Annotated in this window: 20 protein-coding genes and 1 pseudogene; 7 read left to right on the plus strand and 14 right to left on the minus strand. The window is 71.9% G+C overall.

The window, feature by feature from the left end:
• Position 1 precedes the first annotated feature (1 nt).
• Complete coding sequence (locus ABZT17_RS22610; protein ID WP_356351346.1) at positions 2-1,462, plus strand: membrane-associated oxidoreductase; 1,461 nt, start codon at positions 2-4, stop codon at positions 1,460-1,462.
• Here ABZT17_RS22610 and ABZT17_RS22615 read toward each other — a convergent pair.
• Both ABZT17_RS22615 and ABZT17_RS22620 read right to left on the minus strand, forming a co-directional pair.
• Positions 1,449-3,248, minus strand: a complete 1,800-nt coding sequence (locus ABZT17_RS22615) for a TIM barrel protein (RefSeq protein WP_356351347.1) — start codon at positions 3,246-3,248, stop codon at positions 1,449-1,451. The two genes, ABZT17_RS22610 and ABZT17_RS22615, sit on opposite strands and share 14 nt — an antisense overlap.
• Positions 3,249-3,362: 114 nt before the next feature.
• Positions 3,363-4,244 (minus strand): shikimate dehydrogenase, encoded by an 882-nt coding sequence (locus tag ABZT17_RS22620; protein ID WP_356351348.1) that lies wholly within the window; start codon positions 4,242-4,244, stop codon positions 3,363-3,365.
• Between the two features lie 142 nt (positions 4,245-4,386).
• On the opposite strand from ABZT17_RS22620, the gene ABZT17_RS22625 reads away from it, so the two are divergent.
• Positions 4,387-5,052 (plus strand): TetR/AcrR family transcriptional regulator, encoded by a 666-nt coding sequence (locus tag ABZT17_RS22625; RefSeq protein ID WP_356351349.1) that lies wholly within the window; start codon positions 4,387-4,389, stop codon positions 5,050-5,052.
• 213 nt (positions 5,053-5,265) lie between these two features.
• Positions 5,266-6,612, plus strand: coding sequence for an MFS transporter (locus tag ABZT17_RS22630; protein ID WP_356351350.1), 1,347 nt, complete (start codon positions 5,266-5,268; stop codon positions 6,610-6,612).
• Between the two features lie 12 nt (positions 6,613-6,624).
• On the opposite strand, the gene ABZT17_RS22635 is transcribed toward ABZT17_RS22630, so the two are convergent.
• Positions 6,625-6,948: a VOC family protein gene (locus tag ABZT17_RS22635; protein WP_356351351.1), complete on the minus strand. Its 324-nt coding sequence runs from the start codon at positions 6,946-6,948 to the stop codon at positions 6,625-6,627.
• A gap of 121 nt (positions 6,949-7,069) precedes the next feature.
• Between ABZT17_RS22635 and ABZT17_RS22640 the strand changes: the two genes are divergently transcribed.
• Complete coding sequence (locus ABZT17_RS22640) at positions 7,070-9,433, plus strand: excinuclease ABC subunit UvrA (RefSeq protein WP_356351352.1); 2,364 nt, start codon at positions 7,070-7,072, stop codon at positions 9,431-9,433.
• A gap of 33 nt (positions 9,434-9,466) precedes the next feature.
• Here the strand turns inward: ABZT17_RS22640 and ABZT17_RS22645 are convergent, their stop codons facing one another.
• Positions 9,467-9,877, minus strand: a complete 411-nt coding sequence (locus ABZT17_RS22645) for a VOC family protein (protein WP_356351353.1) — start codon at positions 9,875-9,877, stop codon at positions 9,467-9,469.
• Positions 9,878-9,998: 121 nt separating this feature from the next.
• Positions 9,999-10,436: a PPOX class F420-dependent oxidoreductase gene (locus tag ABZT17_RS22650; protein ID WP_356351354.1), complete on the minus strand. Its 438-nt coding sequence runs from the start codon at positions 10,434-10,436 to the stop codon at positions 9,999-10,001.
• Positions 10,437-10,646: 210 nt separating this feature from the next.
• Between ABZT17_RS22650 and ABZT17_RS22655 the strand changes: the two genes are divergently transcribed.
• Together ABZT17_RS22655 and ABZT17_RS22660 are read left to right on the plus strand one after the other, a co-directional pair.
• Positions 10,647-11,879 carry a serine hydrolase domain-containing protein gene (locus tag ABZT17_RS22655; protein ID WP_356351355.1) on the plus strand — a complete coding sequence of 411 codons (1,233 nt, stop codon included), beginning with the start codon at positions 10,647-10,649 and terminating at the stop codon, positions 11,877-11,879.
• 208 nt (positions 11,880-12,087) lie between these two features.
• Positions 12,088-12,267, plus strand: coding sequence for a hypothetical protein (locus ABZT17_RS22660; RefSeq protein WP_356351356.1), 180 nt, complete (start codon positions 12,088-12,090; stop codon positions 12,265-12,267).
• Here the strand turns inward: ABZT17_RS22660 and ABZT17_RS22665 are convergent.
• From ABZT17_RS22665 to ribA, 4 genes are all read right to left on the minus strand, one after another.
• Entirely contained in the window at positions 12,261-13,412 is a 1,152-nt protein-coding gene (locus ABZT17_RS22665; protein WP_356351357.1) for a saccharopine dehydrogenase family protein, read from the minus strand. The genes ABZT17_RS22660 and ABZT17_RS22665 overlap by 7 nt on opposite strands.
• Positions 13,405-14,466 carry a saccharopine dehydrogenase gene (locus tag ABZT17_RS22670; RefSeq protein ID WP_356351358.1) on the minus strand — a complete coding sequence of 354 codons (1,062 nt, stop codon included), beginning with the start codon at positions 14,464-14,466 and terminating at the stop codon, positions 13,405-13,407. The genes ABZT17_RS22665 and ABZT17_RS22670 overlap by 8 nt, the downstream gene beginning before the upstream one ends.
• Positions 14,463-15,602: an FAD-binding oxidoreductase gene (locus ABZT17_RS22675; protein ID WP_356351409.1), complete on the minus strand. Its 1,140-nt coding sequence runs from the start codon at positions 15,600-15,602 to the stop codon at positions 14,463-14,465. Before ABZT17_RS22675 ends, ABZT17_RS22670 begins: the two co-directional genes overlap by 4 nt.
• A 76-nt stretch (positions 15,603-15,678) precedes the next feature.
• Positions 15,679-16,338 (minus strand): GTP cyclohydrolase II, encoded by a 660-nt coding sequence (gene ribA, locus ABZT17_RS22680; RefSeq protein WP_356351360.1) that lies wholly within the window; start codon positions 16,336-16,338, stop codon positions 15,679-15,681.
• Positions 16,339-16,376: 38 nt separating this feature from the next.
• Between ribA and ABZT17_RS22685 the strand changes: the two genes are divergently transcribed.
• Entirely contained in the window at positions 16,377-17,150 is a 774-nt protein-coding gene (locus ABZT17_RS22685; protein ID WP_356351361.1) for a creatininase family protein, read from the plus strand.
• Positions 17,151-17,287: 137 nt separating this feature from the next.
• Here ABZT17_RS22685 and ABZT17_RS22690 read toward each other — a convergent pair.
• From ABZT17_RS22690 to ABZT17_RS22710, 5 genes and pseudogenes are all read right to left on the minus strand, one after another.
• Positions 17,288-18,574: pseudogene (locus ABZT17_RS22690) on the minus strand (lysylphosphatidylglycerol synthase transmembrane domain-containing protein); the annotation flags it as partial.
• Positions 18,571-19,578, minus strand: a complete 1,008-nt coding sequence (locus ABZT17_RS22695) for a class I SAM-dependent methyltransferase (RefSeq protein ID WP_356351363.1) — start codon at positions 19,576-19,578, stop codon at positions 18,571-18,573. The pseudogene ABZT17_RS22690 and the gene ABZT17_RS22695, both read right to left, overlap by 4 nt.
• Positions 19,575-20,768 (minus strand): glycosyltransferase family 4 protein, encoded by a 1,194-nt coding sequence (locus tag ABZT17_RS22700; protein WP_356351364.1) that lies wholly within the window; start codon positions 20,766-20,768, stop codon positions 19,575-19,577. Before ABZT17_RS22700 ends, ABZT17_RS22695 begins: the two co-directional genes overlap by 4 nt.
• Positions 20,765-21,163: a 6-carboxytetrahydropterin synthase gene (locus ABZT17_RS22705; protein WP_356351366.1), complete on the minus strand. Its 399-nt coding sequence runs from the start codon at positions 21,161-21,163 to the stop codon at positions 20,765-20,767. The genes ABZT17_RS22700 and ABZT17_RS22705 overlap by 4 nt, the downstream gene beginning before the upstream one ends.
• 165 nt (positions 21,164-21,328) lie before the next feature.
• The gene (locus ABZT17_RS22710; protein WP_356351368.1) at positions 21,329-22,312 is read right to left on the minus strand and encodes a zinc-binding alcohol dehydrogenase; all 984 of its coding nucleotides are present in this window, start codon (positions 22,310-22,312) and stop codon (positions 21,329-21,331) included.
• Positions 22,313-22,361: the final 49 nt, after the last annotated feature.

Below are 22,361 nucleotides of genomic sequence, written 5' to 3' on the forward strand. Positions count from 1 at the left end.
CGTGGAGATCAACGATCTGACGCCGGCCGAACGGAGAGTGTGGCGGGCGTTCGCGACGGGGGCGCCGGTCGACTTCCGGGAGGCGGACGACGAGGACACGGCGCGGGGCGGGCGGTGGGGGCCCGAACGCACGGTCCGGGCGGCCGTGTTGCGGGCCCTGCTGCTCGACGGGCCGCAGGAGCCCGGTGAGATCGCCGCCCTCAAGCTCTCCGGGGCCCGGATCACCGGAGTCCTCGACCTGCGGTACGGCACGACCGACTTCGCCGTCCGGCTGAGCCACTGCCACTTCGACGAGGTCCCGCAGCTGTACGGGGCCCGGTTCCGCCAGCTCAACCTGAGCGACTCGGTGCTGTCCGGGCTGGCGGCCGCCACCGTGCGGGTGGACGGTGTGCTGCGGCTGACGGACTGCCGGATCGGCGGACCGGTGCGGCTGGGCGGGGCACGGATCACCGGGGCGCTGTTCATGGAGCGAACGCACCTCGCCTCGGACGACGACACGGAACCGGTCCTGGAGCTGAACCACGCCGAGATCGGTGACGACCTGTGGGCTCCGGAGCTGCGGGTGCGCGGGCAGGTACGTCTCGACGGGGCGTCCGTCACCGGCGCGGTGAACCTGGAGGGGGCCGAGTTCCTCGCCCCGGGCGGCACCGCCATCAGTGCCCTGACCTTCGACACCGGCTCCGACCTGCGGATGCGGCGGGCCCGTACGCTGGGGCGGGTGGACTTCCGGGGCGCCCGCGTACCGGGGCGCTTCGAGCTCACCTTCGCCCGGCTGGCCAACCCCGACGGCACGGCGCTGCGGCTGAGCAGCGCCGCCGTCGGAGAGCTGTGGCTGCGCAAGGGCCCGCCCCTCGACGGCATCCTCAACCTGCGCCGGGCCCGGATCGAAGTCCTGTACCTGGAACCGGAGATGCTGCCGGAGAGGGTCTTCCTCAGCGACCTCACCTACACCACGCTCACCCCGCACCTGCCCGCCGAACACCGCCTGCCCATGCTGGAGCGCGACCTGCGCTACGAGCCGCACACCTACGAGCAGCTGACCGCCGCCTACCGCCGTATCGGCGACGACTACGCGGCCCGTCTGGTCCAGCTGGCCAAGCAGCGCCGTCTGCGCACCACCCGCGCCTGGTACGGCCGGGTCTGGGGCTACGTCCAGGACGCCACCGTCGGCTACGGCTTCCACCCGTTGCGCGCGGCCGTCTGGCTGCTGTCGCTGCTGGCGGTCGGCTCGCTCGCGTACGGGCTGCACCACCCGCGCCCGCTCAAGGCGTCGGAGGCCCCGCACTTCAACCCGGTCTTCTACACCCTCGACCTGCTCCTGCCGGTGATCTCCTTCGGCCAGGAGGACGCCTTCGCCCCGGCCGGCTGGTACCAGTATCTGGCGTACGCCCTGATCATCACCGGCTGGATCCTGGCCACGACGGTCGTCACCGGCGTGACCAGGACGGTCAGCCGCCAGTGAGCCGCCGGGCCGTGTGCTGGGCGGCCAGCCGGACGGGCGCGTTCTGGGCGCCGTACCCCCGGTAGCCGCCGTCGCGCTGGACGAGCTCGAAGAAGACGCGCCCCACGGTGCGGGTGTAGCAGTGCCTGAACTCGCCGTGGGCGTCACGGTCGTAGAGAATCCCGAGCTCGCGATAGGTCTCCAGCTCCCCCTCGGCGAACTCGAACCGGGCGGCCAGATCGTCGTAGTAGTTGGCCGGTATCGGCAGCGGCGTCCCACCCGCGGCCCGGAAGCGGCGGGCCGCGCCCACCACGTCGTCCGTCGCCAGGGCGATGTGCTGGGCGTGGACCGTGTCGTCGGCGGGCGCCGCTCCCACGGACAGGGCGATGCGGACGCCGCCGTCGGCGGTGGTCACCGCACGGCTGCGCAGGAGGCCGTACGGGTCGGCGACGTCCACGCTCTCCTGCGCGGACAGGCCCAGCACGCCGCGGTGGAACAAGGCCGCCTCGTCGAAGTGGTGCCAGGGCTGGACGAGGGCGAGATGGTCGATGCGGGTCACCACCGGCTCCGGCTCCTCACCCGGGACGTCCTCGAAGTCGGCGCGCCAGTCGGGCAGTCCGGGCCGGCCGGTGGCGCAGAAGAACAGCTCCGTGCCGTCGGGGGCGGCCACCGCGTCCAGCGGCGCGTCCTCGGGCGCCCGCCTGCGCGGCAGCACCGGCGCGAGCAGCGCCTCGGCGCGGCGGGCGGCGCCTGCCGGGTCGGGTGACTCCAGGCCGATCGCGGCGAGTCCGGTGCCGTCGCCACGCCGTACGGCCGGCCCGGTGTTGACGAGAACACGGGCCTCACCCTGCTGCCACAGATCGACGGGCTTGCCGCGATGCCGGGCGGTACGGGCGAAGCCCAGCGCGCCCAGCAGCTCGGTGACCGGCTCGGCGTCGGGCGTGACCAGCTCGGCGAAGGCGACGCCGGTGGGGACGACGGGGGCGGGCAGCTCGGCCGGGGCGACCTGCTCCTGGAGCACGAGGAGCGAGCGGTGCGCGTCCACGGCCGTGGGGCCGGCCTCGGCCTGCCGGAAGACGTCGTTGAAGACCTCCAGGGACAGCGGACCGTCGTATCCGGTGCGCAGTACGTGCCGTACGAGGCCCGCGACATCGAAGCCGCCCTGCCCCGGGAAGCAGCGGTAGTGGCGGCTCCAGCGCAGCACGTCCATCGCGAGCGGGGGCGCGTCCGCGAGCTGCAGGAAGAAGATCTTGTCACCGGGGATGTCCTCGATGCCCTTGGGGTCGGAGCCCCGGGAGAGGATGTGGAAGCTGTCGAGACAGGTGCCGAGGGAGGGATGCCCGGCGGCCTCGACGACCTGCCAGGCATGGTCGTACGTACTGATGTGACGCCCCCAGGCGAGCGCCTCGTAGGCGACACGGATGCCGAAGTCCTCGGCCAGATCGGCGAGTCGGCCCAGCTGCCGGGCGGCCAGGGCGTCGTCGTCGATCGCGAGGGGGCTCACGCTGGAGCACACCAGCACCGTGCCGGCCCCGAGCCTGCGCATGAGTGCGAACTTGTGCCGGGCTCGCCGCAGATTCCGCGCGAACTCGTCCTCGGGTACGGCTTCGATGTCCCGCAGGGGCTGGTAGAGGTCGACGGTCAGCCCCAGATCGGCGCAGCGGGCGCGGACCTCCTCGGGAGTGAGGGGGCTGGCCAGCAGATCGTTCTCGAAGATCTCGACCCCGTCGAACCCGGCCCGGGAGGCGGCGGCGAGCTTCTCACTGAGAGACCCGCTCAACGAAACGGTGGCAATGGAGGTGCGCATAGGTGCTCCTTCGAACCTGCGGGACCACTGCGCCGTGAGGGGCGCGTGGGGGGCGGGGCGCTTTCGGCTGCGCGGGCGGGATCGGTGACGCCGCGGAGATCCGTCAAAAGGGCCCTAGCCCGCGGAGCTCTCCACCACCGCGCCCATCTCGGCGATGTCCGTCAGCATCCGTCCGGTGTCCGGCTCGTGGCCCGTGAACAGGCGGAACGCGTCCGCGGCCTGGAACACGGCCATCCCGCCCCCGTCCAACGTGGCGCAGCCGAGGGTCCGAGCGGCGCGCAGCAGCTCCGTCTCCAGCGGCCGGTAGACCACCTCGGCCACCCACAACCCGGGACGCAGCAGCTCCGCGGCGAACGGCAGCCCCGGATGCGCGGCCATCCCCGTGGGCGTGGCATGGACCACACCGTCGGCGTCGGAGAGCAACCCCGCCAACCGGTCCGGTGTGGCGGCCGCCGCCCGCCCCGCGCCGAAGTGCCGGTTCAACGCGGCCGCCAGGTCCGCCGCCCGGTCGGCCAGCGCGTCCACGACCGTGACCCGCTCGGCTCCCAGCGTCAGCGTCGCGTGGGCGACCGCCGCCCCCGCGCCCCCCGCACCCACCTGCACGACCCGCTCCGACGGCACATCCGGCAGCCCTCGCGCGAACGACGCCGCGAACCCGGTGACGTCCGTGTTGTGGCCGACGGCCCGCCCGTCCTCCTCGAAGACGACCGTGTTGACCGCGCCGAGCGCCTCCGCCTGCGGAGCGAGCGCGTCCAGGTGCTCGATGACGAGCTGCTTGCAGGGGTGCGTGATGTTCAGCCCGTCGAAGCCCAGGTCCCGCGCCGCGCGCACCAGGTCACCGACCGCCGCCGGCGCCACCCCCAGCACATCGATGTCGATGAGCCGGTACAGATAGCGCAGCCCCTGCCGGTCGGCCTCCCGCTGGTGCAGCGCCGGACTGAGCGACGGGCCGATGCCGGAACCGATCAGTCCGACGAGATACGACTCCTTGGCCACGACGGCCCTCCTGTACGCCTCACCGATGCTTGCGCAGCCCGCTAATGTACGAACTAGTACGTTAGTCATAGCAGGGTGCTCGGCCCGTGGGAAGGCCTCTTCTACAATCTGCGGCACCGGCCCCTCGCCCGTAAGGAACCCGATGACCAGCGTCGAAGAACCGGCACGGCCAGGCGGACGCATCCGCGACGCCGCACGCACGCAGGCCGAGATCCTCGACGTCGCGACCCATGAGTTCGCGAGGGCGGGCTTCGCGGGTGCCCGGGTGGACGAGATCGCCGCCCGCACCCGCACCACCAAGCGGATGATCTACTACTACTTCGGCGGCAAGGAGCAGCTGTTCACGGCCGTCCTGGAGCGGGCCTACGGCGTGATCCGCGAGGCCGAGCAGAAGCTGGACGTCGACCACCTGGACCCGGTCGCGGCCATCCGGCGGCTGGCCGAGGTCACCTTCGACCACCACGAGCAGCACCCGGACTTCATCCGGCTGGTCAGCATCGAGAACATCCACGAGGCCGAGCACATCGTGGCCTCCCAGAAGCTCGGCCGGATGGGTTCGCCGGCCCTGGACGTCATCCGCCGGATCCTGAAGTCCGGGCGCGAGTCCGGTCTGTTCACGGCCGAGGTCGACGCCGTCGACCTGCACGCGATGATCAGCTCCTTCTGCTTCTTCCGGGTCGCCAACCGGCACACCTTCGGCGCCCTGTTCGGCCGCGACCTGGTGGACCCGGCCCAGCGCGAGCACTACCGGAACATGCTGGGCGACATGGTGATCGCGTACCTCACGGCGGACCGCGCCGACGACTGACGAGCACGGAGAAGCACCCGCAAGATCCTTCGACGGCACCTCTTGACACCCGGGAAACGTGAGCGCAACATCCGTGGACGACCGCTACTAACTATCCAGTGCGTTCATTAGCCGGGTAGCACCCGGCACGGCCGTCCCGCCACCCCAGGGTTCCGGCACCTCCCCTCTCCGCTCACTCCGCCTACGCTGGAGTTCCCCCGAAGGAGCACCGCCGTGTCGTCCGTCCCCGCCGAAGCCGTCGGGCAGCCGAAGAAGGCGGCCGCCGCCGCCTGGATCGGCAGCGCCCTGGAGTACTACGACTTCTTCATCTACGGCAGCGCGGCCGCGCTGATCTTCCCCAAGGTGTTCTTCGACGAGTCCGACCCCGCCACCGCGACCCTGCTCTCGCTGGCCACGTTCGGTGTCGCCTACGCGGCCCGGCCGGTCGGCGCGCTCTTCCTCGGCCACTTCGGTGACCGGGCCGGCCGTAAGAAGATCATGGTCTTCACCCTGATCCTGATGGGTGTCTCCACGTTCCTCATCGGCTGTCTGCCCACCCGTCACCAGGTCGGCGCCCTCGCGCCGGTCCTGCTCGTGCTCTGCCGAGTGCTGCAGGGCATCTCCGCGGCCGGCGAACAGGCCAGCGCCAACTCGATGACACTGGAACACGCGCCTGCGCACCGGCGCGGCTTCTTCACCAGCTTCACGCTCAGCGGCACCCAGGGCGGCCAGCTCATCGCCACCCTGGTCTTCCTGGCCGTCGCCCAGCTTCCCGACGACCAGCTGATGTCCTGGGGCTGGCGCGTCCCGTTCTGGGCGAGCGTCGTCGTGGCGGTCGTGGGGTACCTCATCCGCCGCAGGCTCGAGGAGACACCGGTCTTCGCCCAGCAGGCGGCCTCCTCCGAGGGCATCGTGAAACTCCCGCTGGTGGTCCTGCTGCGCGAGCACTGGGCGGACGTCCTGCGCGTCGTCGCGGGCGCGCTGATCGCCTCGGTCTCCACGATCTTCACGGTGTGGGCGCTCGCCTACGCCACCAGTGACGCCGTCGGGATGTCACGCTCCTCGATGCTGTGGGTGGGCGCGCTGGCCAACCTCGTGGCGCTGGGCGCGATCCCCGCGTGGGCGACGCTGTCCGACCGTGTCGGCCGGCGTCCCGTGTACCTGATCGGCGCGGTCGGCAGCGCGGTGGCGATGGCCGGGTATCTCTGGGCGATCTCGACCGGCGACTACACGCTGACCCTGATCCTCGGCGTCGTGGCCTTCGGCGTCGTCTACAGCGCCGCGAACGGTGTCTGGCCGTCGTTCTACGGCGAGATGTTCTCCACCCGCGTGCGTCTGTCCGGCATGGCCATCGGCACCCAGATCGGCTTCGCCGTGGCCGGCTTCGCGGTCACCTTCGCCGCCCGGATCGCGGGCCCCGACGGCGACGACTGGTCGGCCGTGGCCCTGTTCACCGCGGCCCTCTGCGTCCCGCCGGCCATCGCCGCCCTCTCGGCCCGCGAGACGGCCCAGGTCCCGACGGAACACCTGGGCGAACGCACGGCCCGAAAGTCCTCCCAGCCGGAGACGGTGACGGCGTGACGACGGTCCTGCCTACGCCCGCGGGTGGCGGGGCTCGTACAAGCCGATCTCGCCGCCCCCGGGCAGGCGGAAGGCGGTCACCCGGCCCCAGCGCGCGTCCTGCACGGGGCGGGTGAACTCCACTCCCCGGTCGACGAGTTCGGCCACCGTCCGGTCCAGGTCGTCGCACATCAGCATCAGTTCGAGCGACGGCGCGCCGTCGGCCGGGTGGACGGCGACCTCGGTCGGCGGCGCCTTGAAGATCAGCCAGCCGTGTCCGGCGTCGATGTGGGCCCAGCCGAGGACGTCCCTGAGGAAGACGCGGTCCGCCTCGGCGTCGGCGGAGTGGATCACCATATGTGCACCATTGATCACAGGGCGGAGACTACGCACTCCTGTCAGGAATGGAGAAGCATCGGCACCGGGCCTCGCCTAGCCTGACCGTCACGGGCGTACCCGCGCTACGGACGGAGAGACGATGAGCAAGGCCCCGAGCACTTCGCAGCACGCCGCCGACAGCCACGATCTGATCCGTGTGCACGGCGCCCGCGAGAACAACCTCAAGGACGTCAGCGTCGAGCTGCCGAAACGCAGGCTGACCGTTTTCACCGGTGTTTCCGGCTCGGGAAAGAGCTCCCTGGTCTTCGACACCATCGCCGCGGAGTCGCAGCGGCTCATCAACGAGACCTACAGCGCCTTCGTCCAGGGCTTCATGCCGACGCTCGCCCGCCCCGAGGTGGACGTCCTGGACGGCCTGACCACCGCGATCAGCGTCGACCAGCAGCGCATGGGCGCCGACCCGCGCTCCACGGTCGGCACGGCCACCGACGCCAACGCGATGCTCCGCATCCTCTTCAGCCGCCTCGGCAAGCCCTACGTCGGCCCGCCCGGCGCGTTCGCCTTCAATGTGCCCTCGGTCTCGGCGGCCGGCGCGATCAAGGTGGGCACGGGCAGCCGGCAGAAGGTCACCTTCAACAGGGTCGGCGGGATGTGTCCGCGCTGCGAGGGCCGCGGAGCGGTCTCCGACCTCGACGTGACCCAGCTCTACGACGACACCAAGTCGATCAACGAGGGCGCCTTCACCATCCCCGGCTACACCGGCGGCGGCTGGAACTCCCGCCTGTACGCGGAGTCCGGCTTCTTCGACCCGGACAAGCCGATCCGCCGGTTCACCAAGAAGGAGCTCCACGACCTCCTGCACCGCGAACCGACCCGGATGAAGATCGCCGGCATCAACATGACGTACGAGGGTCTGATCCCGCGCATCCAGAAGTCGATGCTCGCCAAGGACAAGGAGGCGATGCAGCCGCATGTCCGGGCGTTCGTGGAGCGCGCGGTCGCCTTCACCGTCTGCCCCGACTGCGACGGCACCCGCCTCGCCGAGCACGCCCGCTCCGCGAAGATCGGGAAATTCTCGATCGCCGACGCCTGCGGGATGGAAATCCGGGACCTGGCCGACTGGGTGCGCGGTCTGAAGGAGCCTTCGGTGGGGCCGCTCCTCACCGCCCTCCAGCACACCCTCGACTCCTTCTCCGAGATCGGCCTCGGCTATCTCTCCCTCGACCGCCCCGCGGGCACCCTCTCGGGCGGCGAGGCCCAGCGCGTCAAGATGATCCGCCACCTCGGCTCCTCCCTCACCGATGTCACGTACGTCTTCGACGAACCGACCATCGGCCTGCACCCGCACGACATCCAGCGCATGAACGACCTGCTGCTGCGCCTGCGCGACAAGGGCAACACGGTGCTGGTCGTGGAGCACAAGCCGGAGGTCATCGCGATCGCCGACCATGTGGTCGACCTCGGCCCCGGCGCCGGCACGGCGGGCGGCACGGTCTGCTACGAGGGTCCGGTGGACGGCCTGCGGACCTCGGGCACCATCACCGGCCGCCACCTCGGCGACCGGGCCGGCCTCAAGGACACGGTCCGCGAACCGTCCGGCACCCTGGAGATCCGGGGCGCCTCGGCCCACAACCTCCAGGACGTGGATGTCGACATCCCGCTCGGGGTGCTGTGCGTGGTCACGGGGGTCGCGGGCTCCGGCAAGAGCTCCCTCGTCCACGGCTCGATCCCGGACGGGGCGGGCGTCGTCTCCGTCGACCAGAGTCCGATCCGCGGTTCCCGGCGCAGCAACCCGGCGACGTACACCGGCCTGCTCGACCCGATCCGCAGCGCCTTCGCCAAGGCCAACGGCGTCAAGCCGGCCCTGTTCAGCGCCAACTCCGAGGGCGCCTGCCCGACGTGCAACGGCGCGGGTGTCATCTACACCGACCTCGGCATGATGGCGGGCGTCTCCAGCACCTGCGAGGACTGCGAGGGCAAGCGGTTCGACGCGTCGGTGCTGGAGTACCGCTTCGGCGGCCGGGACATCAGCGAGGTGCTGGCGATGCCCGTCGCGGAGGCCGAGGAGTTCTTCGCCGCCGGGGAGGCCCGTACCCCGGCCGCCCACCGCATCCTCCAGCGGCTCGCCGACGTCGGCCTCGGCTACCTCACCCTCGGCCAGCCCCTCACCACCCTCTCCGGCGGCGAACGCCAGCGGCTCAAGCTGGCCACACACATGGCCGACAAGGGCGGCGTCTACGTCCTCGACGAGCCGACGGCCGGCCTGCACCTCGCCGACGTGGAACAACTCCTCGCCCTGCTGGACCGTCTGGTGGACGCCGGCAAGTCGGTCGTCGTCGTGGAACACCACCAGGCGGTGATGGCCCACGCGGACTGGATCATCGACCTGGGACCGGGGGCGGGCCACGAGGGCGGACGGGTCGTGTTCGAGGGAACGCCGAGGGATCTGGTGACGGCCCGGTCGACGCTGACGGGTGAGCACCTGGCGGCCTACGTCGGATGAGTCCGGATCAGCGACGCCTGTCACGGTCACGGATCACTGAGCGGACCAGCCCCGCTCGCACAGCACGAACCGGTACCCGTCGGGGTCCTCGATCGTGACGCCCCACCGGTTCCAGTAGGGGTTCGGCGAGGACACCCGCCTGCCGCCGTGCGCCTCCAGCCGGGCGACCAGCTCCTCGGGCACCGGCCCATCGACGTAGACCACCAGCAGGTCCTCCTCGGTGGGCCGGGGCTCCACGGGCGCACCGGCCGCATGCACCAGCTCCAGATGCCATCCCGCGTCCGGCCACCCCACCATCAGCAGAGCGTGCTCACCGGGTTCGCCCCCGCCCTCCGTCCGCCATAGGACACTCAGTCCCAGCCCCCGCACCCAGAACCGCTCGGCGGCGGCGAGGTCGCGGGACGGACGGGCGACACGCAGGTGGCTACGGCCGTCGACAGGCATCAAGCCCCTTTCCCGGGCTGCTGGTTCGTCCACGGCAGCCTAGGCACCCGCCGCCCCCCGTACCATCGGCCATCCGCCCTGCGCCTCCGGTCCTAGGGCCGTCGCTGCCCGGTCCTCGGGATCAGCCCAGGTTGGCGCCCTTCGGGATGCCGTACGCCCGTTCCACCTTCAGCCGCAGCACCAGCCGCCCGTCGCGGACCATCGCGGCGCGGTACTCGTCCCAGTCGGGGTGCTCGCCCCCGACGTCGCGGTACAGACGGACCAGCTCCTCGACGGTGTCGTCGTGCGGGTCCTTGGCGACGGGCGAGAGGTCGGCAGTGCCCTCGACGACCGTGTAGGCCCAGCGGTCGGAGCTGGAGACGTGGTACGAGGCCCGTGGGTCCCGGCGCAGGTTGCGGGTCTTGGCACGGTCGTCCGTGATCGAGATCCGGATGATCCGCTCGTCGGGGTCGTAGTGGTGGCTGACGTTCGACAGTTGCGGTCGGCCGTCGCGCTTGAGGGTGACCAGCACGCCGCCGCGGTGGTCGGAGAGCAGCTCGAGCAGTGTGTCCTGAGTCATATCAGGAGAACTCGGGGGCCGCTTCCCTGATTCCCGGCCATACAGGGAGCCGCAGGGAATGGCCACGGCTCTGCCGAAACCTTCCATCCTGGCGATCATTCCCGGTCAAGCGGAGGACCTTCCGCACATTCCTGAGCGACGATGAGGTCTGAGGCCGATGCGGCGGGACATTCCGTGTCGCACCTCGGCGAGCGCATTCGGAGGAGAGCGATGGCACAGCTGCGACAAGAGGTCGACCCGAGTGAGGTCGGGCTGGACGCCAAGGCGTTGGACCGTCTCGACCAGCACCTGGCCCACTACGTCGACGAGGGCCGGGTGCCCGGTCATCTGGTGGCCGTGGCCCGCGGCGGACGCGTCGCGCATCTCACCACGATGGGCCGGCGCGATGTCGCGGCCGGGCTGCCCGTGGAGCCCGACACGCTCTGGCGGATCTACTCCATGACCAAGCCGGTCACCTCGGTGGCCGCGCTGATGCTCGTCGAGGAGGGCCGCCTCTCGCTGGACGACCCGGTCGCCCGCCACCTCCCGGCCTTCGCCGAGCCGCAGGTGTACGAGAGCGGCACGGGCGCCGACGTCCGGACCCGCCCGGCCCGCCGCCCCCTCCTCGTCAGGCATCTGCTGACCCACACCTCGGGCCTGACCTTCGCCTTCTACCACTCCCACCCCGTCGACGCCCTCTACCGCGCGGCCAACCTGGAGTCCTCGGTCGTCCCGGGCACGACCCTGGCCGAGACGGTCGACGTCTACGCGAGCCTGCCGCTGCAGTTCGACCCGGGCACGCAGTGGAACTACTCGGTCTCCACGAACGTCCTGGGCCGGCTCATCGAGGTGGTGACGGGACAGCCGCTCGACGCCTTCATCACCGAACGCGTCCTGGTCCCCCTCGGCATGACGGACGCCGGTTTCTGGGTCACCGACGAACAGGCGCCCAGACTCTCGGAGTTGTACGGCGAGACGGAGTCCGGCGGCATCGAACCGACCCCCGGCCTGCCGCTGCGCGGCGGCCGCCCCCGCTTCGTGTCCGGCAGCGGCGGCATGGTGGCGTCGGCGCACGACATGCACCGCTTCATGGAGTTCCTGCGCCGGCGAGGCGAGTTGGACGGAGTCCGCCTGCTGTCCCCCGCCACGGTGGACCTGATGACCCGCAACCACCTCCCCGACAACGCCGACCTCCGCGCCTTCGGCTGCCGCCCGGCCCACGACGAGCCGAACAACGACGGCGTCGGCTTCGGCCTCGGTGTCTCGGTCGTCGTCGACCCCGAACGGACCCTGGCCCCGACCGGCCTGGGCACCTACGGCTGGAGCGGCGCCGCCACCACCACCTTCTGGGTCGACCCCACCCATGACGTGACGGTCCAGTTCATGACCCAGCTCCGCCCGAAGACGTCCCTGAAAGTCCTCCCGGACCTCAGGCGCCTGGTCCACGAGGCGATCACCGACTGACCCCGGTCACGGTCCCGCTCATGGGAATCACCACGGCCTGGGGCATCACGGCCCATGAGGACGCCTTCGTCGCACACCTGGCCCCACGCATGCTCCCCCTGCTCGCCGCGGAACGCGACGACCCGCGTGCGCGGGAGCTGTGGGAGCGGTGGCGGCACGGGGATCCCGATCCGGCGGGCGGGCTCGGGACGAACCGGAGCGCCTGTTCGTGTCCGTGCAGAGCAAGGAGTGGGCCGTCGCCGCGCTCTTCCACGCCATCGGCCCGGTTCGTGCGGCGCTGTTGCCCGGCTGGTGCGGGAACTTCCTGCTCTCCTCGGCCGAGGTCCGCGCCACCCTCCCCGACGTGGAGCGGGCCCAGTCTGTGTCTACTGACCGGCCCGTCTACTGATCGGCCCGGAGGGTGAACTTCAGCCCGTCGTCGGCCAGTTCATCGAGCCATCGCTCCGATCGCGCCGCCGTCCCGGCCGCCCGGCTCAGCCCTGCCGGCAGGCTGCCGTCCAGGATGTGGCGGACGGCGAGGGACAGGGGGCGGGAGACGCAGCGGGCCATGGCACTCTCGTGCGCGTCGCCGACCAGGTCGAGGAGGTAGCTTCCCGACCAGCTCCGGTCCGCCGCCCGCACGTCCAGGGACACCGCGAGGACGACCCGGTCCCGGTCGGCGTCCGTGGTCGGATGGCGGGCCGCCAACTCCTGGGCCAGTGCGGCGATCCGGGCGTCGTCGCCCGCCTTCAGCTCCTCGAACACCGCGTCCCAGGCCCGCAGCCAGCCCTCCAGCCGCAGGGTGCCGCGGACGAAGGAGCGCGGCCGCCAGGCGGATGGGAGCTCGTACTGCTCGACGAAGGGAACGCTGTCCCGGTTCGGGTAGACCTCGAAGGTCTCGCCGTCCAGGACGTGGGGGCGGGTGGCCTCCCACGGCCGGTCCGCGGTGGTCTCGGCGCCGTCCTCGAGGTAACGGGCCGGTGAGCGAAGGGCGTTGAGGACGCCCGCGGGGGCCCAGCTGAAGCGGTACCTGAAGTCGTTCGGAACGGCGGGAATGCCTCCGCAGTAGGAGGTGAAGGTGTACGCGGCCGCCGTGTCGGCGCCGATCGCCTCCCGGGCCCTGGCCACCAGGCTGTGCGCGAACAGGTGGTCGATGCCGGGGTCGAGGCCCGCCTCCGTGAGGACGACCAGGCCCGCCTCCGTGGCCTGCGGGACCTGTTCCAGGACCGCGTCCGAGACATAGCTGGAGCAGGCGAAGTGGGCGCCGGAGGTGACACACGCGGCGAGGACGCCGGCGTGCTCCGGCGCGGGCAGCATCGACACGACGACGTCACCCGGGGCGAGTTCGGCGGTGAGCGCCGGGAGGGTGAGGGCGCGCGGCTCGGCACGTCCGGTGAGGCCGAGGGCCGCCAGCGCGTCGGCGGCACGCCGCTCGGTGCGGTGCCACAGTCTCACCCGGTCCGCGGTCTCGCACAGGCGGGCCAGACCACTGCCCGTGGACAGCCCCGCGCCGATCCAGTGGACCGTGCCGGTGGCGGCAACCCGCTCAGTCATCACCGAACTCCTTCTCTACGATGCCGAGTTCGCGGCACGCCTGGTGGAACCGGTCCAGACAGCGCCCCCACGCCCCGCCCACCCCGAACTCCAGCAGCTGGAGCACCAGCGCGGCGGAGAAGTCGGTGCTGGACTCCCGTGGGAGCAGTGACGGCAGGTTGTCGATGGCGATCAGGTCCAGCGGGGGCTCCTTGCGCAGCCGGCGCGCGGGGTCGTCCCACTCGGTGGTGCGGTCGTAGACCGGCAGGACGTTGAGCGGCGAGCCGACGTCGCAGGTCACGTCGCAGAGCGTGCGCAGGCGCCGCGACGGATCGTCGAGGTCCTCCTCGCGCAGGAAGGGCGGGACGGGTGTGGTGGCGAGGACGCAGTTCACCAGGACGTCATGGGCGAGCAGGGCGGGGCGGTCCAGGTCTCGGGTCTCGGCGAGGTCCCAGCACGTCGGCTCGATACCGGCCGTGCGGAAGGCCACGCGGGCGCCCCGGCCGCTGCGGCCCAGGGCGCCGATCACCAGGGCCGTGAACTCCTCGTCCCCGGCGACGGGTCGGAGTGTCTCGTCCAGCTCCTCCTTCGACCCCGGCACCAGCGGGGCGACCAGGCTCCCCCGGTGCTGCCGCACGGCCAGCGCGGCTCCCAGATATCCGGCCCAGAACCCGAACGCGGCGAGCCGGCGGCCGTCGTCGTCGACCAGGTACTCCAGGTCGAGGAGCGAGCCGCCGCCTGCGGCGAAGCGCCCGAGCAGCGCCTCGGCGCCCGGCTGCCGTTTGTAGGCGTGCCCGAAGAAGATGTGCCGGTGCGGCAACTCGCCCGGCTCGTCCGGGAGTTCCTTCAGACCGAGGATCACGGCGGCACGCGGCGCCGACACCCAGGAGCCCGCGGGCGCGACGGCGGCGCCCGCCGCCTCGTACTCCTCGATCGGGAAGATCCGCTGGGGGGACTCCTCCACCGTCAGCCTCACCCCGCTGTCGACGAGCCGCCGGGCGTCGGACGGGACGATCGGTGTGCGGCGTTCGGTCGTACGGGGCTCGTGGCGCAGCCACAGGTGGAGCTCTGTCATACGAGGTTGGCCTCCGGGCGGGGGGCGTCGGCCGCGAACCGGCCGGCACTCAAGGGGCTGACGTCCACGAAGGGTACGCGGCCCAGGTACAGGTCGCGGATCACCTCGCCGACGGCGGGTCCCTGCAGGAATCCGTGCCCGGAGAAGCCGGTGGCGTAGAGGAAGCGGGAGACCGAAGTAGCCTCGCCGATCAGGGCGTTGTGGTCGGGGGTGATCTCGTAGAGGCCCGCCCAGCCGCCCGTGCGGCGCAGGTCGAGCAGGGCCGGGGCACGCCGCTCCATGGCCGCGTAGAGGGCGGGGATCCAGCGGTCGTGGGTGTCGGTGGCGAAGCCGGGACGCTCGTCGGGGTCGGACATGCCGAGGAGGAGTCCGGGGCCCTCGGCGTGGAAGTAGAGGCTGGTGGTGAAGTCGATCGTCATGGGCAGCTCGGGAGGCAGTCCGGTGACGGGTTCCGTGAACGCGATCTGCCGGCGCAGCGGCACCACCGGCAGGTCCACGCCCGCCATCGCGCCGACCGCCTTCGACCAGGGGCCGGCCGCGCAGATCACGGTGTGGGTGGCGATCCGGCCGAGGGTCGTCGTCACGGCGGTGATGTGCTCGCCGTGCAGTTCGATGCCGGTGACCTCGGTGTGGCGCAGGACGCGGGCGCCGAGCGCGCGGGCGGCGGAGGCGTACCCCTGGACCACCGCCTCGGGCGTGCAGTGGCCGTCGTCCGGGGAGAAGGCGGCGGCGAGCAGGCCGTCGGTGCTGATCAGCGGGGAGAGTCTGCGGGCCTCCTTCGGGGTGATCATGCGGCTGGGCACGCCGAGCGAGTTCTGCAGCCGGACGCTCTCCTCGAAGGAGGCGACCTCCTCCGGCGTCGACAGGAGGAAGAGGTAGCCGACGCGGTGCAGCCCGATGTCGTGCCCGGTCTCCTCCTCGAAGCGGCCGAAGGCCTCCAGGCTGCGCGCGCCCAGCTGGATGTTCAGCTCGTCGGAGAACTGCGCCCGCACCCCGCCCGCCGCCTTCGACGTCGACCCCGAGGCGAGTTCGTCGCGTTCCACGAGGATCACGTCGCGGACACCGGCGGCGGCGAGGTGGTAGGCGATGCTCGCGCCCATCACCCCACCGCCGATGACGACGGCACTGGCCTGCATGTTCACGGGCGAGCCTCCCAGGGGTGTCGGGTCGTCCCCTGTTCCTGTCCGTACTCCCCGGCCCGTAATCGCATGTTCAGGACAGGTGCGCCACGGCGTCCAGGTGCGGCAGCACATGGTCGAGCCGCTCGCGCTTGGTGCGCAGATAGGTGATGTTGCTCTCGCACGGCGGTATCAGCAGCGGGACGGTCTCGGCGACCTTGATGCCGTGGTGCACCAACGCCTCACGCTTGCGCGGGTTGTTGGACATCAGGCGGACCGAGTTCACCCCCAGGTCGTGCAGCATCTCGGCGGCGACCTTGTAGTCACGGGAGTCCACCGGCAGTCCGAGCGCCAGGTTGGCCTCGACGGTGTCCAGCCCCTCCGCCTGCAGGGCCATCGCGCGCAGCTTGGCGAGCAGGCCGATGCCACGGCCCTCGTGTCCCCTCAGGTACACGACGATGCCGCTTCCCTCGGCGACCACCGCCTTCAGCGCGGAGGCCAGTTGATCACCGCACTCGCAGTGCTGGGAGCCGAACGCGTCCCCCGTCAGGCACTCGGAATGCAGTCGGGTCAGCACATCGTCCGTGCCGATCTCACCGTGAACCAGGGCCACTTGTTCGTCGCCGCGATCGTGGTCCATGTAGCCGACCGCCCGGAATTGCCCGTACACCGTGGGCAGTGGAGCATTCACGACGCGTTCCACGCCGGTGCGCTTGACGGTCTTCTTGCCGAGTACGCCGATGTTGTCTGTCATGATCTGATTCCTAAGCAGAGACGAAAGGCCGTGAAGAAATGAGTGGTTCGGGCGCGCGTACGGCGGCATACGGACTGGTGCCGGCGGACACTACCGAAGAGGTACGCACCAGGGCGGCGGGTGTCTCAAAGCAGGTCGCCGTCCTTCCGGTGGGAAGCTTCGAACAGCACGGTCCGTTCCTTCCGCTGGCGACCGACACGCTGGTCGCCTGTGCCGTGGCCCGGGAGATCGCCGAGGCGTACCCGGTGCACCTCCTTCCGCCGGTGACGGTCTCCTGCTCGCACGAGCACGCGGCCTGGCCCGGTACCGTCAGCATCTCCTCCGTGACCCTTCATGCGGTGGTGTCGGACATCGCGGCCTCGCTCCGCCGCAGCGGCGTCGACGCCCTGGTGGTGGTCAACGGACACGGCGGAAACTACGTACTGGGCAACGTCGTCCAGGAATCCTCGGCCCGCGGTGAGCGCATGGCGCTCTTCCCGGCCGCGGAGGACTGGGAAGCGGCGCTGCGGCGGGCGGGGGTGGTCACCTCGCCGCTGACCGACATGCACGCGGGAGAAATCGAGACCTCCATCCTTCTGCACACGCACCCCGAATTGCTGAAGCCTGGTTATGAGACCTCCGATTTCGTCGCGGACGACCGGCGTCATCTGCTCACCCTCGGTATGTCCGGCTATACCGATTCGGGCGTCATCGGACGCCCTTCGCTGGGTTCCGCGGAAAAGGGGAAGGAACTGCTGGCGAGCCTCGTGGATTCCTTCGGAGCGTGTTTCTCGCTGCTCGCGCCGGAAGACTCCGGGACCGGGCCCGCGTAGGCGTCGGCGGCGGGTTCCGGGGCCGCCCGGCGACCCGTCCGGAAGCCCTCGTACCAGCGGACGACGAGGACGACGGCGCCCGGCAGCGCGGCCACGAAGCTGAGCACCCCGTACACGACGGCGACGGCCACCCCGCTGCTCGCGCCGAGCCCGGCCGCGCCGAACGCCCAGGCGGTGGCGCCCTCGCGGGGCCCGAACCCGCCGACGTTCAGCGGCACTCCCATGGCGAGCAGCGCCAGCACGGCCAGCGGCATCAGTACGGCGACGGAGGCGCCGGAGCCGGCGACGCGGGCGGCGAGCACGAACATCCCGAGATGGCCGGCGAGGATGAGCAGCGAGGAGACGGTGACGCCCGGCCAGTTGCGGCGGGACAGCAGACCCTCGCGGGCCTCGGCGAGCGTGGCGCGCAGGGCCCGACCGCGACGGGACGGAGCCGGCCGGTTCATCCGGACGGCGACGACCACGGCGAGGGCGCCCACGGCGGCGAGCGCGACCAGCGGGGCGAAGTGCCGGGCCTCGCTCAGCACCGGCGACGGCATGGTCAGCAGTACGGCGCCGCCCACGACCGCCAACGCGATCTGCCCGGCGACCCGTTCGAGCACGACCGAGCGCACACCGCGGCCCATGTCACCGGCGCTCTGCCCGTGCCGTACGGCCCGGTGCACATCGCCGAGGACACCGCCGGGCAGGGCGGCGTTCAGGAACAGCGCCCGGTAGTAGTCGGCGGTGGCCGCCGCGAGCGGCAGCCGGATCTTCAGTCCCCGGGCCACCAGCGCCCAACGCCAGGCGCTGAGCACGGTGGTGGCGACGCCGATCAGGAGTGCCGCCACGAGGGTCGTCGCGTCGATCCGCCGCAGCCCGTCGAGCAGCACGCCGGTGCCGAGCCGCCACAGCAGCGCACCGAGGATGACGACACCGGCGACGGTCCCGAAGTGGGTGCGCACGGCACGGGAGTTGAGACGGGACAGGACCCGGCGCCACCGGGGCGCCCGGGTCTCGGGTCGCGCGGAGGAGACGATCACGCCGATACGGTCCTGGGAGACGGCGGCGTCGAGGACCCCGGTCCGCGCCCGCAGCGCCGCCTGCCGCGCCGCGAGACAGGCCGACCCGTCCTCCCACACCTCGACCACGACCGAGGCGGGCACGGCAGCCGCGTCCTCCGGCACCGGACGCACCGCGCACCGGTCCCGCCGCTCGGCGTCGGACCCGGCCGAAACCCGAGCCACGCCACCCGCACCCACCACTCCCGCACCCCCGGCGAGTTCCCCGGCGCCGAGACCCGCCGACGTCCAGGGCACGACACCCAGCCCCCTCGCCGCCGCGCGGATCTCACCCTCGGCCCGCTCCACGACCCCGGAGCCCGCCGGAACCCGGGACACACCATCGACACCCGCCGCTGCCGCGCGCACCGTCTCCACGCTCATGACGCCCCGCCCATCGGGCGGGACAGCGCCAGCAGGTCGCTGTGGTGGACGGTGACGTGGAGTTCGCCGGCCGCGCAGGCCTCCAGACGGTCGCGCAGATACCGTTCCGCCCGAACCTGGAGCTCGGGGCGCTGTTCGACGGCCGCGCCGACCCAGCCGCGCAGCCACTGGGCCGTCAGCGCGGCCTCGCCGGGGCCGAGGCGCCAGGGGCTGGGGTTGACCCGTACCGTGGCGCCCCGCTCCGAGAAGGCCTCGCAGGCGACGGTGACCGAGTCGGGGCCGAGCAGGCCGTCGCGCCGCTGGTGGGCGTTGAAGGCCTCGGCGATCTCCTCGTCCATCGGGTCGGACGCGGTGAGTTCGACGCGTCCGGCGACCGAGAGGGTCAGCAGCGCCGGGCAGCCCGCGCCCGTGCAGGCGGCGGCCAGGGTCTCGATCTCCTCGCGGGTGAGCACGTCGAGAAGTGCGGAGGCGGTCACCAGGGAGGCGCCGGCGAGTCCGTCCGGGGTGAGCCGGGCGACGTCACCGCGCCGGGTCTCGACGGTGACCCGGCTGCCGTCGGCGGCGACCCGGGGCGAGGCGACGGCCGCGAAGTGCAGCAGATAGGGGTCGCGGTCGTGCAGGACCCAGTGCTGGGGTCCGTCGAGGTGGGGCGCGAGCCAGCGGCCCATGGAGCCGGTGCCGCAGCCCAGGTCGTGGATGACCAGACCGGCCTTGCCGGGCAGGTTGGCGAGCCGGATCCGCAGCGGGTCCAGCAGGTCGTGCGAGCGCGCGGCCGCGTCGGCCGGCTCCCGCAGCTCCAGCCACTCCGGCGCGTAACGGGCCGGCTCGTCCGGACCGGCCTCCCGCAGCCGTACGGTGGCCCGCTCACCGGGGCGGCCGGCCGGCCCGGCGCCGGGGATCACCGAGTCCGCACCGAGCTCCAGGTCTGTCGCAGAACCCACCTTCGCCTCCCTCGGCCCCGGCTGTGCCGGGATCTTTCCGCTGATGCGTACCGTCCTGCTCATGCGGCCCTCCTGGGTTCGCTCGGGAGCCGGCCCAGTACTCCGGCGAGGCTGCGGGCCGTGGTCGCCCAGCCGTCCAGGGCGGAGCGTCGCCGCCGGGCCGCGGCCTTCAGCCGGCGCCGTACGTCGGCCTCGCCGAACCAGCCGCGCAGTTCGGCGGCGAGCGCGGCGGGGTCCTCCGGCCGGACGAGGATGCCGGGCACACCGCCGTCGGGGGCGCGGCCGACCGCCTCGGGAACCCCGCCGACATCGGTCGCGAGGACCGGGATTCCGCGCGCGAGGGCCTCGGTCACCGCCATGCCGTACGTCTCCGCGTACGAGGTGAGGACCATCAGGTCGGCGCTGTTGTAGCTGGCGTCGAGCTCGGCGCCCGCCTGCGGACCGACCAGGCGGATACGGTCCTCGAGACCGTTCTCCCTGATCAGGGTCCGCAGATGGGCGACGTATTCGGGGTCCTGTCCGAGCCCGCCGACGCAGGTGCAGCTCCACGGCAGGTCGGCCGCCGCGGCCAGCGCCTGCACCAGCCGGTGCTGGCCCTTGCGCGGCGTCACCGCGGCCACGCACAGCAGCCGGGAGACACCGTCGGTGCCGGAGGCGAGGGGCGCGATGTCGGCGCCGGGGGCGGCGACATGGACGCGCTCGGGGGCGAGGCCGTGGTGCGAGACCAGACGTCGTACGGCCCAGTCGCTGGTGGCGACGACGGCGGGCACGGCCCGCAGCACGGCACGCTCCTTGGCGTCCAACTCGGCGGCCACGGAAGCCTCCAGGCCGGTCTCGTCGCCGAGCGGCAGATGCACGAGGACGGCGAGGTTCAGCCGCTCCGTCTCCGGTACGACGATCTCCGGGACGCCGCAGGCGACCAGGCCGTCCAGCAGCACGACGGTCCCGTCGGGCAACTCCCGCAGCGTACGGGCGAGTTCCGCGCGGGCCTCCGCGCCCGGCCGGGGCCACCGGCCGCTCACGGCGTGCTTGTGCACCTGCCAGCCGAAGCCGGGCAGGTCCAGGCTGACGCGCCGGTCATAGGCGTTGCCACCGCTCGGCGCGGCCGGGTCGTCGACCCCGCCCGGCATCACGAAGTGCACGGAGCGCAGGGACATGGGCAGGATCTCGGCGTTCTTGAGGAGGGCGTTCTGCACGGGCACGTAGTCGAGTGCCCGTTTCCCCGCCTCCTTCTCCAGGGTCACGTCGGTCACAGCGCACGCTCGTAACTCGCCCAGGCGATGTGCGACTCGTGCAGCGTGACGGTGAGGCCCGCGATGCCCTTGGCGCCCTCGCCGAGCGCGCCCTTGGCGATGCGCTCGGCGAGCCGGTCGGCGATGACCTTGGCGAGGAACTCCGTGGAGGTGTTGGTCCCTGCGAACTCCGGCTCGTTGTCGAGGTTGCGGTAGTTCAGCTCACTCACCACGGCGCCGAGTTCCTGCGTGGCCAGTCCGATGTCGACGACGATGTTGTCGTCGTCCAGCTGCTCGCGCCGGAACGTCGCGTCCACCAGGAACGTGGCTCCGTGCAGGCGCTGCGCGGGCCCGAAGACCTCGCCGCGGAAGCTGTGGGCGATCATGATGTGATCGCGGACGGTGACACTGAACAACGGACGACCCTCCAGGTGCGGCGCGTCTGGTCCCCCGGCCGTTGGCCGCCGGGGGATGCCGTGTAGTACGGCTCTTCGCTTCCCCGCGTTCAGCCGCCTCTCACTCTTTTCTCAAGGTCAGGCGGTCCTGCCGTCCCGAAAGTCGTCCCGGATTGAACGACTGCGTCAGGCTGTGTCCGCGTACCGCACCCGGTGGCAGAGCGCCGGGATCTCCCCGGAGGCCAGTCGCGGCATGACGTCCGGCAGCTCCTCGAAGGCGGACTCACCGGTGACGAGGGCGTCGAGGGCAGGGTCGGCGAGGAGTTCCAGGGCGAGGGCGAGCCGGTCGGCGTACGTACGGCTGCCGCGGCGGGCCGGGGAGACGGTGCCGACCTGGCTGGAGCGGATGACCAGCCGCCGGGAGTGGAAGGCCTCGCCGAGCGGGAGGGAGACCTTCCGGTCGCCGTACCAGCTCAGTTCCAGGACCGTGCCTTCGGGCGTGAGCAGTTCGAGGGCGCGCGCGAGCCCCTGCTCGGTGGCGCTCGCGTGCACCACGAGGTCCCGGTCGCCGAGGGCGTCCGCGGGCAGGGCGAAGTCGACGCCCAGGGCCTGGGCGACCTTGGCGCGGCCGGGATCGGCGTCCACCAGTTGGACCCGTACGCCCGGGAAACGGGCGAGCAGGGCGGCCACCGAGCAGCCGACCATGCCGCCGCCGACCACGGCGATCCGGTCGCCGATCAGGGGTGCGGCGTCCCAGAGGGCGTTGACGGCGGTCTCCAGCGTCCCGGCGAGGACGGCGCGCTCGGCGGGCACGGTGTCCGGTACGACGGTGACGGCGGAGGCGGGCACGACGTACCGGGTCTGATGCGGATGGAGGCAGAACACCGTCCGCCCCACCAGCTTCCCGGGCCCCTCCTCGACCACGCCCACACTCAGGTAGCCGTACTTCACCGGTGCCGGGAAGTCGCCCTCCTGGAAGGGTGCCCGCATGGCCGCGTGCTGGCTCTCGGGCACCCCGCCCCGGAAGACGAGGGTCTCCGTGCCGCGGCTCACCCCGGAGAAGAGCGAGCGCACCACGACCTCGTCCGCGGCGGGTTCCGGCAGGTCGACGTCCCGTATCTCGCCCTGCCCCGGACGGGCGAGCCAGAACGCGCGTGCCATGCGGTTCATCGACGTACTCCTGAACGATCGGGAAGTGGTTCACGTACCGAGGTGTGCA

This window comes from Streptomyces sp. NPDC005648 (assembly GCF_040605395.1).
Lineage (GTDB): Bacteria > Actinomycetota > Actinomycetes > Streptomycetales > Streptomycetaceae > Streptomyces.